General features: G+C 44.6%; 16 protein-coding genes. 12 read left to right on the forward strand and 4 right to left on the reverse strand.

Features of this window, described 5'->3' with window-relative positions:
• The first annotated feature begins 15 nt into the window (after positions 1-15).
• Together AC59IL_RS12955 and AC59IL_RS12960 are read left to right on the forward strand one after the other, a co-directional pair.
• Positions 16-2,325, forward strand: coding sequence for a xanthine dehydrogenase molybdopterin binding subunit (locus AC59IL_RS12955; protein WP_496552562.1), 2,310 nt, complete (start codon positions 16-18; stop codon positions 2,323-2,325).
• A complete protein-coding gene (locus tag AC59IL_RS12960; RefSeq protein ID WP_496552563.1) occupies positions 2,288-3,295 on the forward strand; it encodes an XdhC family protein in 1,008 nt (335 codons plus the stop codon). Before AC59IL_RS12955 ends, AC59IL_RS12960 begins: the two co-directional genes overlap by 38 nt.
• A gap of 39 nt (positions 3,296-3,334) precedes the next feature.
• On the opposite strand, the gene AC59IL_RS12965 is transcribed toward AC59IL_RS12960, so the two are convergent.
• From AC59IL_RS12965 to AC59IL_RS12975, 3 genes are read right to left on the reverse strand one after another with little or no spacing between them, the layout of a single operon-like run.
• Positions 3,335-3,499 (reverse strand): hypothetical protein, encoded by a 165-nt coding sequence (locus AC59IL_RS12965; protein ID WP_496552564.1) that lies wholly within the window; start codon positions 3,497-3,499, stop codon positions 3,335-3,337.
• Positions 3,500-3,529: 30 nt separating this feature from the next.
• Positions 3,530-3,691, reverse strand: coding sequence for a hypothetical protein (locus AC59IL_RS12970; protein ID WP_496552565.1), 162 nt, complete (start codon positions 3,689-3,691; stop codon positions 3,530-3,532).
• On the reverse strand, positions 3,688-4,152 hold the full coding sequence (locus AC59IL_RS12975) for a DUF6934 family protein (protein WP_496552566.1): 465 nt from the start codon (positions 4,150-4,152) through the stop codon (positions 3,688-3,690). Before AC59IL_RS12975 ends, AC59IL_RS12970 begins: the two co-directional genes overlap by 4 nt.
• Before the next feature lie 248 nt (positions 4,153-4,400).
• On the opposite strand from AC59IL_RS12975, the gene ureA reads away from it, so the two are divergent.
• From ureA to AC59IL_RS13015, 8 genes are all read left to right on the forward strand, one after another.
• Positions 4,401-4,703 (forward strand): urease subunit gamma, encoded by a 303-nt coding sequence (ureA, locus tag AC59IL_RS12980; RefSeq protein WP_496552567.1) that lies wholly within the window; start codon positions 4,401-4,403, stop codon positions 4,701-4,703.
• A 157-nt stretch (positions 4,704-4,860) separates the two neighbouring features.
• Positions 4,861-5,232 (forward strand): urease subunit beta, encoded by a 372-nt coding sequence (ureB, locus tag AC59IL_RS12985; protein WP_496552568.1) that lies wholly within the window; start codon positions 4,861-4,863, stop codon positions 5,230-5,232.
• On the forward strand, positions 5,229-6,950 hold the full coding sequence (gene ureC, locus AC59IL_RS12990; protein ID WP_496552569.1) for an urease subunit alpha: 1,722 nt from the start codon (positions 5,229-5,231) through the stop codon (positions 6,948-6,950). Before ureB ends, ureC begins: the two co-directional genes overlap by 4 nt.
• Before the next feature lie 219 nt (positions 6,951-7,169).
• Entirely contained in the window at positions 7,170-7,673 is a 504-nt protein-coding gene (gene ureE / locus AC59IL_RS12995; RefSeq protein WP_496552570.1) for an urease accessory protein UreE, read from the forward strand.
• Positions 7,670-8,356 (forward strand): urease accessory protein UreF, encoded by a 687-nt coding sequence (locus tag AC59IL_RS13000; RefSeq protein WP_496552571.1) that lies wholly within the window; start codon positions 7,670-7,672, stop codon positions 8,354-8,356. The genes ureE and AC59IL_RS13000 overlap by 4 nt, the downstream gene beginning before the upstream one ends.
• A 94-nt stretch (positions 8,357-8,450) precedes the next feature.
• Positions 8,451-9,086 carry an urease accessory protein UreG gene (ureG, locus tag AC59IL_RS13005; protein ID WP_496552572.1) on the forward strand — a complete coding sequence of 212 codons (636 nt, stop codon included), beginning with the start codon at positions 8,451-8,453 and terminating at the stop codon, positions 9,084-9,086.
• On the forward strand, positions 9,083-9,898 hold the full coding sequence (locus AC59IL_RS13010) for an urease accessory protein UreD (protein ID WP_496552573.1): 816 nt from the start codon (positions 9,083-9,085) through the stop codon (positions 9,896-9,898). Before ureG ends, AC59IL_RS13010 begins: the two co-directional genes overlap by 4 nt.
• Positions 9,888-10,589: a hypothetical protein gene (locus AC59IL_RS13015; protein ID WP_496552574.1), complete on the forward strand. Its 702-nt coding sequence runs from the start codon at positions 9,888-9,890 to the stop codon at positions 10,587-10,589. The genes AC59IL_RS13010 and AC59IL_RS13015 overlap by 11 nt, the downstream gene beginning before the upstream one ends.
• 120 nt (positions 10,590-10,709) lie before the next feature.
• Here AC59IL_RS13015 and pucL read toward each other — a convergent pair whose 3' ends face one another.
• Entirely contained in the window at positions 10,710-11,558 is an 849-nt protein-coding gene (pucL, locus tag AC59IL_RS13020) for a factor-independent urate hydroxylase (protein ID WP_496552575.1), read from the reverse strand.
• A 159-nt stretch (positions 11,559-11,717) separates the two neighbouring features.
• Between pucL and allB the strand changes: the two genes are divergently transcribed.
• Positions 11,718-13,079 (forward strand): allantoinase AllB, encoded by a 1,362-nt coding sequence (allB, locus tag AC59IL_RS13025; RefSeq protein WP_496552576.1) that lies wholly within the window; start codon positions 11,718-11,720, stop codon positions 13,077-13,079.
• Positions 13,076-14,326, forward strand: coding sequence for an allantoate amidohydrolase (locus AC59IL_RS13030; RefSeq protein WP_496552577.1), 1,251 nt, complete (start codon positions 13,076-13,078; stop codon positions 14,324-14,326). The genes allB and AC59IL_RS13030 overlap by 4 nt, the downstream gene beginning before the upstream one ends.
• The last annotated feature ends 1 nt before the right edge of the window (position 14,327 follow it).

Genomic DNA, 14,327 nt, shown 5'->3' on the forward strand with positions numbered 1-14,327 from the left:
TTGACCATTCACGACATGAAGAATATCGATGCATATACACACTTGCGGGGCGAATCCATTTACCTGGATGATATTCCCATTTTACAGGGCACCTTATTTGGAGCCGCCTTGGGTTCGCCCATAGCGCATGGCGTTATTACAGCACTCGATATCAGCGAAGCTGCTGCCATGCCGGGTGTGGTGCGCATTTTCACGTATAAAGATATTCCCGGCGAAAATCAGATCGGCGGCATTGTGCCCGACGAACCGCTGATCGCCGGTCATGAAGTGCATTTTTGCGGTATGCCCGTTGCTTTTGTAGTGGCCGAATCGGTTGATGCGGCCCGTACTGCCGTTAAAAAAATTAAAGTATCGATCGATCAGTTGCCGGTTATTACCGATCCGCGCGAAGCGCAGGCAAAGGGCGAACTGATCGTTCCCCCACGCACTTTTAATTTAGGCGATACAAATGCCGGCTGGCAACAATGCACGCGTATTTTTGAGGGCAGCGCTTACACCAACGGACAGGAACACCTGTACATTGAAACACAGGGCGCCTATGCCTTACCACAGGAAAATAATTCCATTAAAGTATATTCCTCAACCCAGGGGCCTACGGCTGTGCAGCGGGCAGTGTCGAAAGTGTTGGGCATACCCATGCACCAGATTGAAATTGAAGTGAACCGCCTGGGCGGCGGTTTTGGTGGCAAAGAAGATCAGGCAAATACCTGGGCTGCCCTATGCGCACTGGCGGCGCATCTTTTAAAGCGCCCTGTTAAATACGCCCTGCACCGCATGGAAGATATGGCCATGACGGGTAAACGGCATCCATATTCGTCGGATTTTAAAATAGGATTGAATGATGAACTGAAGATCATTGCCTACGAAGCAACCTTTTACCAGAACGCCGGCGCATCGGCCGACTTATCACCGGCTGTATTGGAACGTACTTTGTTTCATTGCACCAATTCGTATTTCATTCCCAATGTAAAAGCAACCGCGTATAGTTGTCGCACCCATTTGCCGCCCAATACCGCATTCAGAGGCTTTGGCGGCCCGCAGGGCATGTTCGTAATAGAGGCGGCCATTGCAAAAGCAGCAGCAGCCATTGGTGTTGACGCATCGGTGATACAGCAAAAAAACCTGTTACAAACCGGTGACGAATTTCCATACGGACAATTAGCTCAAAGCGAAGCGCCTGAATGCTGGAACAAGGCAATGGCATTGTACGATCTTGCCGCTGTTAAAAAAGAAATAGCCGACTTCAATGCCAACAGTAAATGGTATAAAAAAGGAGTAGCCTGCATGCCCGTTTGTTTTGGCATTTCATTTACCAAAACATTGATGAACCAGGCACGCTCACTGGTACACGTGTATTCAGATGGCAGTGTAGGCATTACCACCGGCGCTGTTGAAATGGGCCAGGGTGTAAATACAAAAATATTACAGGTTGCAGCCCGGGTATTTTCTATCGATCCCGGCAAAATAAGAATACATACTACCAATACATTTAAAATAGCCAATACCTCTCCCTCTGCTGCCAGCGCTACCGCCGACCTGAATGGAAAGGCCACTATGATGGCCTGTAATGCTATTGTTGACAGACTGAAAAAAGTAGCCGCCGAAGAACTGAACGTAGATGCCAGCGCCGTTTCATTACGCGATGAGTATGTATACGTGTATGGAAAGAAAACAGACCTTGACTGGAAGAAACTGGTAATGGCAGGACACATAAAACGGATTGGACTATCGGAGCACGCTAATTATGCCACACCTGAAATTCACTTCGACCTCACCAAAGAAAAAGGGCACCCCTTCGCGTATCATGTTTATGGCACCGCCATTGTTACCGTAACGGTCGACTGCATGCGCGGAACCTATACCGTTGATACAGTAAAAGTAGTCCACGACTTTGGCACCAGCATGAATACGGCGGTAGACATAGGACAAATAGAAGGCGGTATCGTTCAGGGCATTGGCTGGATGACCATGGAAGAAGTTGTATACGATAATCTTGGCCGGCTTCGTTCCAATGCATTATCCACCTACAAAGTGCCCGATATTTATTCGGTGCCAAAAGAAATAGCCATCGATTTTCTGCAAACGCCCAACGATAATCTTGCTATCTTTCGATCAAAGGCTGTAGGCGAACCGCCGCTGATGTATGGCATTGGTGCTTATTTTGCTTTGCGCAATGCTATCAGTGAATTTAATAAGAGTGCCGCATTTCCATTCGATGCTCCCATGACGCCCGAAAAGGTTTTGATGGCTTTGTACGCAATACAAAAGGAAGGAATTATTCAACCACATGAAGAAGCAGTTAATCATCTGGCAGTTGATAAATAACAGTCTGCAGCAACAGGTACCCGTTATGTTGTTGTATGTGCTGCAAAGTGATGGAAGCAGTCCGGGCCGGCAGGGTTTTTTCATGGCAGTAAATGCAGCCGGTGAAACCGAAGGTTCTATTGGCGGTGGAATTATGGAGCATAAGTTTATTGAACTGGCAAAAGAAAAGCTGAGTTACAGGTTACAGGATGCAGGTAACAGGGCTTTAAACACTCCGCCGGCCAGTGAAGAAGGTGGCATACTAAAAAAACAATATCACAACAAATCGGCGCCGGCCAATCAAAGCGGCATGATCTGTTCGGGCGAACAAACGATTCTGGTATATCCACTGTCAGATAAAGACCATGAACCTGTACAGCATATTATTGCCAGCCTTGAACAAAACAGGAATGGTACTTTACAATTATCTCCTGCCGGTTTACAATTTTCTGCGGAGGTGCCCACTACTGATTTTTCTTTTACTATGATTTCAGATGATGACTGGATGTATCGCGAAAGAACGGGTTATAAAAATCATCTGCACATTATCGGCGCCGGCCATTGCGCCCTGGCGCTTTCGAAAATGATGCGGGAGATGGATTATTATATTCATTTGTACGACGACCGGTCTGCTTTAAAAACGTTCACTGAAAATGAATATGCACATGAGAAGAAAATTGTGAGTGATTATAAAGAAGTGCAGCATCTGATACCCGAAGGTGCGAATCATTACATAGTGGTGATGACGGTTGGTTACCGCACCGACGACATTGTTGTAAGAACGTTATGGAACAGGCCATTCAAATATTTCGGATTGCTGGGCAGCAAAAGCAAGATCGAAAAAATGTTCAGTGATTATCTGGCCGAAGGCGTACCGGCCGAATTATTATCTCAAATACATGCCCCGGTTGGCATTGCCATTCGCAGTCAAACCCCCGAAGAAATTGCAGTGAGTATTGCGGCGGAAATTATACAGGTGAAGAATGGGTGATAAAAAAGGAAGGTGTGGATGCCTGCTGCGATAGAAGAATTATACTTTAGGTAAACCTTTCATTCTTGCCAAATTTTCATTTGCTTGTTTTAGCTTACGGGCAACCAATCCCTTATCAGTCGGCGATGGTTTCAGGGTGTCATCAATCGTTATGGTTATTTCTATATTAAACAGCTTGCTACGGTGTTTTATTACCTTTTTCATTATTGGGACGGATTATAGTCGAGAGAAGGATTAAATTTTAGGCAATCCTTTCATCTTTTTTAAATGCTGATTTGCGAGCTCTAACTTGCGCGGAGCCAATACCTTACCTTGCAAATGACTTAATCTTTCATCAACTGTAATGGTAATTTCTGTGTTGAATAGCTTACTGCGGTTTTTAATTATCTTCTTCATTTAACAAATTTAATAAATTTTCTTTTAACTAAAAAGGCATTGATATTCAGCCCTTTCCGAAATGGAACAAACTCATCCTGTCCTTTTAATTCAGCGTATATTTCAAATATTGTCGACAATTCTTCCAGATGCAAACTTACCGCCATTCTATATAATCTTGTTCTGTGTTCTGTACTGCCGATAAAATAAATCCATCTATCCGGATATTTCATCGTATAAGTTGTAACGATTTTTAAAACAGTAGCTAAAATCTTATTTCTATCGCCGTTATCGCTAATCTTTAAATCATCTATCTTATCATCATCTGTAATATCTCCAAACGCCAAATTGTATACATTCGGCCACAGGGTAGGCTCAAATGCAACCCGTTTTGGTATATTGCCGTTACGGCCCAAACTTACAAATTCAAAAACACTAAAATCCTGAGTTACTAAAACTCCTTCATAAACCTCATACTTCATACTACCAAAATTATAGTATATACCTTACTGTTTTATATAACCGCAGACTATTTCAATATTTATTGATTTTAGACAAATTTTCAAAGACGCTTGTATGTCCCACAAAATGCATTCAATTTACCCCTGCTCATTGAATTTAAATTTATTCACCTCATATTATTTGCAGTATCATTTTTTTTCCTAACTTAAATTATTGCCTGCCATACCTGATTACATACTCTTACATACCTGAAATATTTAATTAGCACATGCACCTTACACCAAGAGAATCGGAAAAACTATTATTATTTCTGGCCGGGGAACTGGCCGAAAAACGAAAAGCGCGTGGATTAAAACTGAACTATCCCGAAGCGGTTGCCCTCATCAGCAGCCGGCTGCAGGAGGCGGCCCGTGATGGAAAATCGGTGGCCGAGCTAATGCAATACGGCGCCACCATTTTATCGCGCGAAGATGTAATGGAAGGTGTTGCAGATATGATACACGAAATACAAATCGAAGCCACTTTTCCCGACGGCACCAAACTGGTTACCGTGCATGATCCGATAAGATAGTTTCGGGTTTGAGGTTTGAGGTTGCTTCGATTTGATTAGTGTTCAGTGAATTTGAAACGTTTAGTGCCCAAACCTAAAGAACCAAAAACCATAAACAATAAACCAGAAACCTAAAAGGGAACCACAAACAACAAACCACAAACCATAAACAAAAGCTATGATTCCCGGAGAATACATACTGCAACCAAACGACATCATCGCCAACGCCGGACGAAAAACCACCGGCATAACAGTTGTAAACACCGGCGACCGGCCGGTTCAGATCGGCTCGCACTTTCATTTTTTTGAAGTGAACAAACAATTGCAGTTCGACCGGGAAAAAGCCTATGGCATGCGCCTGAATATTCCCGCTGGTACAGCCGTTCGTTTTGAACCGGGTGAAGAAAAAGAAGTGCAGCTCGTTGCTTTTGGTGGTTCCCAAAAAGTATTCGGATTTAATAATCTGGTGAACGGCGATATAAACGATAGCAATAAACAGGAATCGTTAGATAAAGCTCAAAATAACCAATTCAAAAATCAACCTTTATGAGCCTGAACATCAACCGTATTAAATATGCCAATATGTACGGGCCCACTACGGGCGATAAAGTGCGTTTAGGCGATACCGAACTAATCATTGAAATTGAAAAAGACTTTACCGTATATGGCGATGAAGCCAAATTCGGCGGTGGTAAAACTATTCGCGATGGCATGGCGCAATCAGCACGCGCCACGCGTAGTGAAGGCGTGCTTGATATGGTTATTACCAGTGTAATGATCATCGATCACTGGGGCATTGTAAAAGCCGATATCGGCATCAAAGACGGAAAGATCGTTGGCATTGGTAAAGCCGGCAATCCCGATACCATGGATGGCGTAGATGCCAACATGATCATCGGCGCTGCAACTGAAGTGCATGGCGGGGCTGGTTTAATTGCTACTGCCGGCGGTATCGATACTCATATTCATTTTATTTGTCCGCAACAGATCGACCATGCCCTGTTCAGTGGCATCACCACTATGATCGGCGGCGGTACTGGTCCGGCAGATGGTACCAATGCTACCACCGTTACACCCGGCGCCTGGAATATTCAAAAGATGCTCGAAGCGGCCGATGCCTTTCCGATGAACCTCGGCTTTTTGGGCAAGGGCAATTGCGCGGCATTACCACCGCTCGAAGAACAGATTGAAGCAGGTGCACTTGGGTTAAAGATTCATGAAGACTGGGGCAGTACGCCTGCAGTTATCGATGCATCGCTTAAAATTGCCGACCTGCATGACGTGCAGGTGGCTATTCATACCGATACGCTGAATGAAGCGGGTTTTCTGGAAGATACCATCAATGCCATCAATGGCCGCGTGATTCATACCTATCACACCGAAGGCGCCGGTGGTGGTCATGCACCGGATATCATAAAGGCGGCTATGTATCCGAACATATTGCCTTCATCTACCAATCCTACGCGTCCGTTTACCGTGAATACGATCGACGAACATCTTGATATGCTGATGGTTTGTCATCACCTCGATAAATCAGTCCCTGAAGATGTATCTTTTGCCGATTCCCGTATTCGTCCTGAAACCATTGCGGCCGAAGATATACTGCACGACATGGGCGTGTTTAGCATGATGAGCTCCGATTCGCAGGCCATGGGCCGGGTAAGCGAAGTGATCATCCGCACCTGGCAAACAGCCCATAAAATGAAAATACAACGTGGCGCACTACCCGAAGATGATGGAAAGGGCAACGATAATTTTCGCGCTAAAAGATATGTGAGCAAGTATACCATCAACCCGGCTATTACACACGGCATTTCGGAATATGTGGGTTCGTTGGAAGCCGGTAAACTGGCCGACCTGGTTTTATGGAAACCGGCTATGTTTGGCGCCAAGCCCGAAATGATCATTAAAGGAGGTATGATCATCGCCAGTAAAATGGGCGATCCCAATGCCTCCATCCCTACCCCGCAACCTGTTATTTACCGGCATATGTTTGGCGCATATGGAAAAGCATTACATAAAACCTGCGCCACCTTTGTTTCGAAGTTATCGCTTGAAAAAAATGTGTTGCAGCAATACGGTTTACAAAAAATGATACTGCCGGTTAAGAATTGCCGGAATATTTCTAAAAAAGATATGGTACACAACAATGCCACTCCGGTGATTGATGTAAACCCCGAAAATTATGAAGTGAAAGTTGATGGCCAACCCGTAACCTGCGAACCCATTGCTGTAGCGCCATTAGCTCAAAGATACTTTCTGTTCTAAGGGTTTGGCTATAAAATTGTTTGAGATTTCTGCATTTAGGACTAAAAGTTTATGGTTTGAGGTTTATGGTTTGTCGTTGCTGCCGCGATTTGAATAGTGTTCAGGGAATTTGAAACGTTTAGTGCCTGAAACCCAAAACCACAAACACCAATTTGAAATAATATTTCGGTGATCGAACCTAAAGAACCACAAACTACAAACCACAAACTTCAAACCCGTATGCTAATACAACAAAAAGCAGGAACCATTAAATCGATAAATATCGACAACCGCACTATCGATTGGTTGCCTATGGAATGGTTCGAAACCAGTAAGCGAATTCTGCGTAAGCGTACACAATCGGGCAGGGAAATAGCATTGAAGTTTTTGAACGAAAACCCGGCGCTTACACAGGACGATGTGTTGTACGAAGACGAATCTGTTATTATAGCGGTAGATATTATCCCCTGCGAAGTATTGGTAATACAACCTGCATCGCTGTTCGAAATGGCTTCGGTTTGTTATGAAATCGGCAACAAACACCTGCCGCTGTTTTTTGAAAACAATGAAGTATTGGTCCCTTTCGAAATGCCGTTGTTCCGTTTATTGCTGGCGCAGGGTTATACTATTACAAAGGATAAAAGAAAATTATTACATCCGCTAAAAACAACTGTTGCTCCGCATGCTCATAGCAGCAGCAGTTTATTTTCAAGAATAATGCAACTAACAAACACGGGCGAATGAATAATAATTTGTTTCGATTATTGCAGTTAGCTGATCCGGCTTTACCGGTTGGCGGATTTTCACATTCGGCCGGCCTGGAAACTTATGTACAACTGGGCATAGTACACAATGCTGCCACGGCAAAGGCATTTGTAACAGGTATGTTGTCGCAAAATATTCATTACACCGATGCAGCCCTGGTGTCGCTGGCGTATGATGCTTTGGAAAACAACAATCCCGATGAACTGAACAGGCTTGATGAACTTTGCACAGCCGTTAAACTGCCCCGTGAAATGCAACAGGCCAGTCAGAAATTAGGCGCCCGGCTGCTTAAAATATTTCAGCCTTTGTGTAACAATCATTGGCTGAACCGGTACGCAGCAGCTGTTCAATCAAAACAATTAAACGGACATTATTGCATTGCCTTTGGCATCATTGCATATGCTTTGTCAATTGATAAAGAAGAAGCGCTGACGGGGTTTTATTACAATGCAGCAGCAGGTTTTGTAACCAATAGTGTAAAGCTGATTCCTTTAAGCCAGCAAAGCGGTCAGGAACTGTTGTTCTCCTTACACCCTCTGATCACTGAACTGGTTCAAAAAAACAGGCAACCCGATATGGATATGATCGGTCTGTGCTGCACCGGCTTCGACATCCGTTGTATGCAGCATGAGCAATTGTATTCGAGATTGTATATGTCGTGAATGGTGAATAGTCAATGGTCAATGGTCAATGGTGAATAGAAAGCGCCATCTAAACTTTGCGGCTTTGCGCCTTGGCGCGAAAAATAATTTAATTATGGAAAGAAATTACATAAAAATCGGCATCGCCGGTCCGGTGGGCTCCGGTAAAACAGCCCTGATTGAACGGCTTACAAGGAAGTTGTATCCCGCCTATAGTATTGGCGTTATCACAAACGACATTTATACCAAAGAAGATGCAGAGTTCCTTACCAAAAACAGCCTGTTGCCGCCCGAAAGAATTATTGGTGTTGAAACCGGCGGCTGTCCGCACACTGCCATTCGTGAAGATGCCAGCATGAACCTCGAAGCAGTGGAGGAAATGGCAACGCGCTTTAATGACATACAGATCATCTTTATTGAAAGCGGCGGCGATAATTTATCGGCAACATTTAGTCCCGATCTGGCCGATTGTACCATTTTTGTTATTGATGTTGCCGAAGGCGATAAAATTCCGCGTAAAGGTGGTCCGGGTATTACCCGCAGCGATTTGCTGGTGATCAACAAAATTGATCTGGCTCCTTATGTGGGCGCCAGTTTGGAAGTAATGGAACGCGACGCCCGTAAAATGCGCAACGGCCGGCCTTTTGTATTTACCAACCTGATGAATGGCGAAGGATTGCAACAGGTGATCAGCTGGATTAAAAAATATGCTTTACTCGAAGAAACTGAAGAACCAACTTTGCACCGATGAAGGCACATGTACATATACACGCTGCTGAACGAAATGGTATAACCTGCCTGCATCAGAGTTATTGCACGCCGCCTTTTAAAGTGGCCAATATAACTGAAGATAAAAAGGCGGCGCCTCTGCATCTGATGCTGATGAGCTCATCGCCCGGCATTTTAGATGGCGACGATTATCAGATAAAAATAAATATTGATGAAGGTTGCCATTTGCAATTGCATTCCCAGTCGTACCAGCGTCTGTTCAAGATGAAAAAAGGTGCAACGCAATGTATGGAAGTTGATATACAAAAAGGAGCAACTTTTGTATATATCCCCCATCCGACCGTGCCGCATGAACAGGCTGTTTTTACTGCGCGTAATAAAATATTCCTGCAGCATAACAGCCGGTTAATATGGGGTGAAATACTTACCTGTGGCCGTAAACTGAACGGCGAACAGTTTTGCTTTGCAAAGTATCACAGCATAACTGATATATATCACAACAACCGGCTGGTGATGAAAGAAAACCTGCTGGTGCAACCGGCATTGGTGAATGTGCATGGCATCGGCCAGTGGGAAGGCCATTCGCACCAGGCCAGTCTGATCATATGGGACAGCGCCGAATCGATCAGCCCAGTCTATGACAAGCTGTACAACTTTTTACAACAACAAAGCGATATTACTTCAGGCATCAGTGCTGTTGCGCAGGGTGGCCTGGTAATACGTATTTTAGGATACAGGGCCGAGCAATTATTTAATTGTTTGCACGCGCTGGCAGCAATACTGCATGCAAATCGTAAAGTAAGCGTAGAGGCGGGCGCAACCTATGCTCTCTGAACTACAAATATTAATGATAACAGCTACGGGTATCGCCTGTTTACATACGGTAACCGGTCCAGATCATTATTTTCCTTTTATTGCATTATCAAAATCACGCGGATGGAGCTTTGGTAAAACATTATTATGGACAACCATTTGCGGCTGTGGTCATGTATGGAGCTCAGTATTACTGGGATTGGGCGGTACCGCATTAGGCTGGTCGTTATCAAAAATATCGTGGCTCGAACATATACGCGGCGGACTGGCAGGCTGGGTATTATTGCTATTCGGTTTTGTGTACGGTAGCTGGGGATTGATCAGGGCTTATCAGAACAAAAAGCACAAACACTTCGACACCTATGAAGACGGATCAATGTATGTATACGAACATAAACATGGCGAGGCGGTAATGCCCAAAGAAAGATACAAAGTAACGCCCTGGGTTATGTTCATAATTTTCTTATTGGGTCCCTGCGAACCCATGATACCGCTGTTGTATTTTCCGGCCGCCCAAAATAACTGGTGGGGCATGTGCCTGCTGATTATGGTTTATACCTTTATTACGCTTGCCACTATGTTGGTAATGGTGATACTGGGGTACTATGGCATATCGTTTATGAAAACAGAAAAATTAGAACGATATGTACATGCCCTCGGTGGGCTCACGTTGTTTATTTGCGGAGCTGGGATGATTTGGCTGGGATGGTAGGTTTCGTGAAGGCGCAAAGTACAGTTACAAGTTACAGGATACAAGGTATCCAACACATTCAGGCCTTGTAACATGAAACCTGCAACAACTAATTCGTGACGCCTTTTGCGCAAACTTTATTTACTCCCTCACCACCGTTCCCGTAATATATCCATACGGCTCATCGGTTGCTATAAATATTTCATTTTTGTTATCCATACCAAACTGCCCGAGGTTATAAAGAATATGATGTTTATTGGGCATTTTCAAACTGATCTCTTTTACAGCGCCATATTTTTTTAACACGGCTTCGCCCATGGCATATAAAGTGTGCTGCACCGAAAGACTCTGGTGGTCGGCAAATGTTTGCAACAAGGTAGTGCGTATGCCATTGTATAATTCGGTAAACAAAACATTCGGCGAATCGTAGGTCCAGCTTACTTCGCATTGGGTAGCAAATATGCGGTCGCTGGTTTCCTTAAGCGTGGTAAACTGATCTTTGATGTAATGCTCAAAAGCCGAATCGGTGGTTTTTAATATCAGCAGGTCTTCTATGCCGGCCTTCACCTCAATACCGCCTGAGGCATGTTGCACAATAACAGCGGTATGCTTTTCAGATCCGCCGCTTACATAAGCATGCGGATGTTCTGCGCCATTCAACAACATCCGGTGCCAGGTATGTTCTGTTAGCTCAATTCGCGATTTTGATATCTGCGGATTGTTGGTTATAAGATAATTGGCCAGGTACAAACCAAATGATTCGATGGATGAAACAAAATGCTCTTTGGCCAACGCATACACCGTATTTTTTTGAGTATCGGTAGGAAGTATTTTGGTATTATCGCCTATGGTATGCGCTGTTTCAAAATCACCTTCCAGTACAACGTTCACAGAAATTTGTCTGAACTCATGATAGCCGGGGTGGCGAATGATCTTTGATAAGTTAACAGCATTTTTACCGTAGGTATTCTTTCCGAGTTTAATACTCATAGTAACGTATTTTGATGAATGCATGCTCAATATAAACAATTAATTGTCTATTTTTATTAGAGAAGTCAGTAAAGACCGAAAGAAGCAACTGCTAATTGTATTTTCTTTCCGACTTTCGGTCTTGCGGTCTTGCGGACTTCCGGACTTTAATTAAAAACTATGTTCGACATTGCGATCAGCGGTAATAAAATTTGCACACCCGAAGGCATTAAAAAAGCAGTGGTGCTGATTAAAGACGGTATCATCGGCGATGTATTGCCCGATTTACCCGCTGATTATTATGGCGAAATCATACATATTCACGATAATGTGGTTATGCCGGGCATCATCGACCCGCATGTTCACATCAATGAACCGGGAAGAACCGAATGGGAAGGTTTTGCTACCGCTACCCGGGCGGCAGCGGCCGGCGGACTCACCACGTTAGTTGATATGCCACTGAACAGCTCACCGGTTACTACCACAGCTGAAGCGTTTGATCAAAAATTAGCTGCCGCCGTACAGTTGCAGGTGAACTGCGGTTTCTGGGGAGGCATTGTACCGGGCAACGAAACCGAAATAGAAAAACTGATCAACAAAGGCGTATTGGGATTCAAAGCCTTTCTTACACATTCAGGTATCGACGAATTTCCTAATGTTACCGAAGAGGATCTCAGAAAAGCAATGCCCTTAATTGCGAAGCATGATCTGCCGCTGCTGGTGCATTGCGAGATAACAACAGGCAGTGGGTCCCGCAAGGCGGGAGCAATTGGCAATAGTCAAACCGCCGGTGATGAACGTTCATATCAAAATTATCTTTCATCGCGGCCAAAACAATGGGAAGATGAGGCGATTGCCCTGATGATCCGGTTGTGCGAAGCATATAATTGCCGGGTGCATATTGTGCACCTGTCGTCGGCCAACTCTATTGAACAAATACAAAAGGCCAAACAAAAAGGCCTGCCCATAACCGTTGAAACGGCACAGCATTACCTGTATTTTAATGCAGAAGAAATACCCGACGCACAAACCGCTTATAAATGCGCACCACCCATTCGTGAAAAAGAAAACAATGAACAACTGTGGAATGCCTTGCGCGACGGCATTATTGATTTTGTAGCTACCGATCACTCCCCCGCCCCGCCCGGTATGAAAGAAACCGGAACAGGCAATTTAATGAAAGCCTGGGGCGGTATAGCTTCGCTGCAACTGGCGCTGCCTGTTTTATGGACCGGTGCACGAAAAAGAAATATACCATTAACAGCTATCGCAACATGGCTTTGTGAAAACCCGGCGAAGTTACCCGGCTTACAAAAAAGCAAGGGAAAGATCGCCAAAGGTTATGATGCCGATCTGGTTGTTTGGGACCCTGAAAAGCAATTCACTGTTACGGCCGGTCAGCTTTATCACAAACATAAACTTACACCCTACCTCAACGAAACGTTGTATGGAGTAGTAGAACAAACATGGCTGGGTGGTACACTTATTTACGATAAGGGAGTATTCGGCCGGTTAAACAAAGGAAAAATAATTATAGGTTGATAACAGATTATCATAAAAGGGCATCTGCCATTATGCAGCGCATCGATGAACTGGCTTCTATCAGCGAAGATCCGGAGGTAATAACGCGTACATACGGCACCGAAGCCTTTGTGAAAGGAAGAACCACCGTTGCCCGGTGGATGGAAGAGGCAGGTTTACAAACACGCATTGACAATATCGGCAACGCAAGAGGACGATTTTTGAGTAACAGAGCTAACGCCCAAACACTGGTGATCGCCTCGCACATTGATACGGTGATCAACGCCGGTAAATTTGATGGCCCGCTGGGGGTGATCATGGGACTTGATATTATTGAACACCTGATTCAGCAAAAAGCCTCTCTGCCCTTTCACATCGAACTCATTGCTTTCAGTGATGAAGAAGGTTGCCGGTTTCATACTACCTATCTCGGCAGCAAAGTGGTGGCAGGTACTTTTGATGTAAATCTTCTAACTAAAAAAGATAATACAGGAACAACTTTACACGATGTAATGCAGGCCATGGGCGGCAGAGCCAATGAACTGCAGCACGATGCATTGCCTGCCAATAACTGGCTTGGTTATTTTGAAATACATATTGAACAGGGACCCGTGCTGTATGAAAAAAATATTCCTGCAGCCGTTGTTACCGCCATTGCCGGGCAAAGAAGAATTACTGTTACGTTTAAAGGCGTAGCAGGCCATGCCGGTACGGTGCCAATGCACATGCGCAACGATGCGTTATGCGGCGCTTCGGAATTTATTCTGGCCGTGGAGCAATTTGCCAAAAACAGTCCGCACAATGTAGTGGCTACCGTTGGTAAGTTAGATATCACCCATGCCGCAAGCAATGTTATTCCGGGCGAAGTTACCTGTACACTCGATGTACGCAGTGCCGATGACGCCATTTTATCGTGTTACAAAAATTTGCAGCAACTGGCCGAAGCAATTTGCCGCCAGCGCAACATAACCATGCAATGGAACCTTGTACAGGAAACCAAACCCGTAATTTGTGATGTCGCCATGAACCGGTTGCTCGCAAAGGCAATTCAGCAGGCCGGGTTCGAAGTAATTGAACTGGTAAGCGGGGCCGGTCATGATGCAGTAGCGGTGTCGCCGGTATCGCCGGTAGCTATGTTATTCGTACGATGCTTTAAAGGCATCAGTCATAATCCGCTCGAAAATGTAGAACTAAAAGATATTGCGGCAACTGTTGAAGTATCTGCTAACTTTATTGATCAACTTATACAAAAATACAATCAGGGTTAAT

The sequence above is a fragment of the Niastella sp. sgz303648 genome (genome assembly GCF_059587045.1).

Coding starts and splice junctions, on each gene's coding strand:
- AC59IL_RS12955 (WP_496552562.1), top strand. CDS start 16: ATGAAGAATATCGATGCATATACACACTTGCGGGGCGAATCCATTTAC.
- AC59IL_RS12960 (WP_496552563.1), top strand. CDS start 2,288: ATGAAGAAGCAGTTAATCATCTGGCAGTTGATAAATAACAGTCTGCAG.
- AC59IL_RS12965 (WP_496552564.1), bottom strand. CDS start 3,499: ATGAAAAAGGTAATAAAACACCGTAGCAAGCTGTTTAATATAGAAATA.
- AC59IL_RS12970 (WP_496552565.1), bottom strand. CDS start 3,691: ATGAAGAAGATAATTAAAAACCGCAGTAAGCTATTCAACACAGAAATT.
- AC59IL_RS12975 (WP_496552566.1), bottom strand. CDS start 4,152: ATGAAGTATGAGGTTTATGAAGGAGTTTTAGTAACTCAGGATTTTAGT.
- ureA (WP_496552567.1), top strand. CDS start 4,401: ATGCACCTTACACCAAGAGAATCGGAAAAACTATTATTATTTCTGGCC.
- ureB (WP_496552568.1), top strand. CDS start 4,861: ATGATTCCCGGAGAATACATACTGCAACCAAACGACATCATCGCCAAC.
- ureC (WP_496552569.1), top strand. CDS start 5,229: ATGAGCCTGAACATCAACCGTATTAAATATGCCAATATGTACGGGCCC.
- ureE (WP_496552570.1), top strand. CDS start 7,170: ATGCTAATACAACAAAAAGCAGGAACCATTAAATCGATAAATATCGAC.
- AC59IL_RS13000 (WP_496552571.1), top strand. CDS start 7,670: ATGAATAATAATTTGTTTCGATTATTGCAGTTAGCTGATCCGGCTTTA.
- ureG (WP_496552572.1), top strand. CDS start 8,451: ATGGAAAGAAATTACATAAAAATCGGCATCGCCGGTCCGGTGGGCTCC.
- AC59IL_RS13010 (WP_496552573.1), top strand. CDS start 9,083: ATGAAGGCACATGTACATATACACGCTGCTGAACGAAATGGTATAACC.
- AC59IL_RS13015 (WP_496552574.1), top strand. CDS start 9,888: ATGCTCTCTGAACTACAAATATTAATGATAACAGCTACGGGTATCGCC.
- pucL (WP_496552575.1), bottom strand. CDS start 11,558: ATGAGTATTAAACTCGGAAAGAATACCTACGGTAAAAATGCTGTTAAC.
- allB (WP_496552576.1), top strand. CDS start 11,718: ATGTTCGACATTGCGATCAGCGGTAATAAAATTTGCACACCCGAAGGC.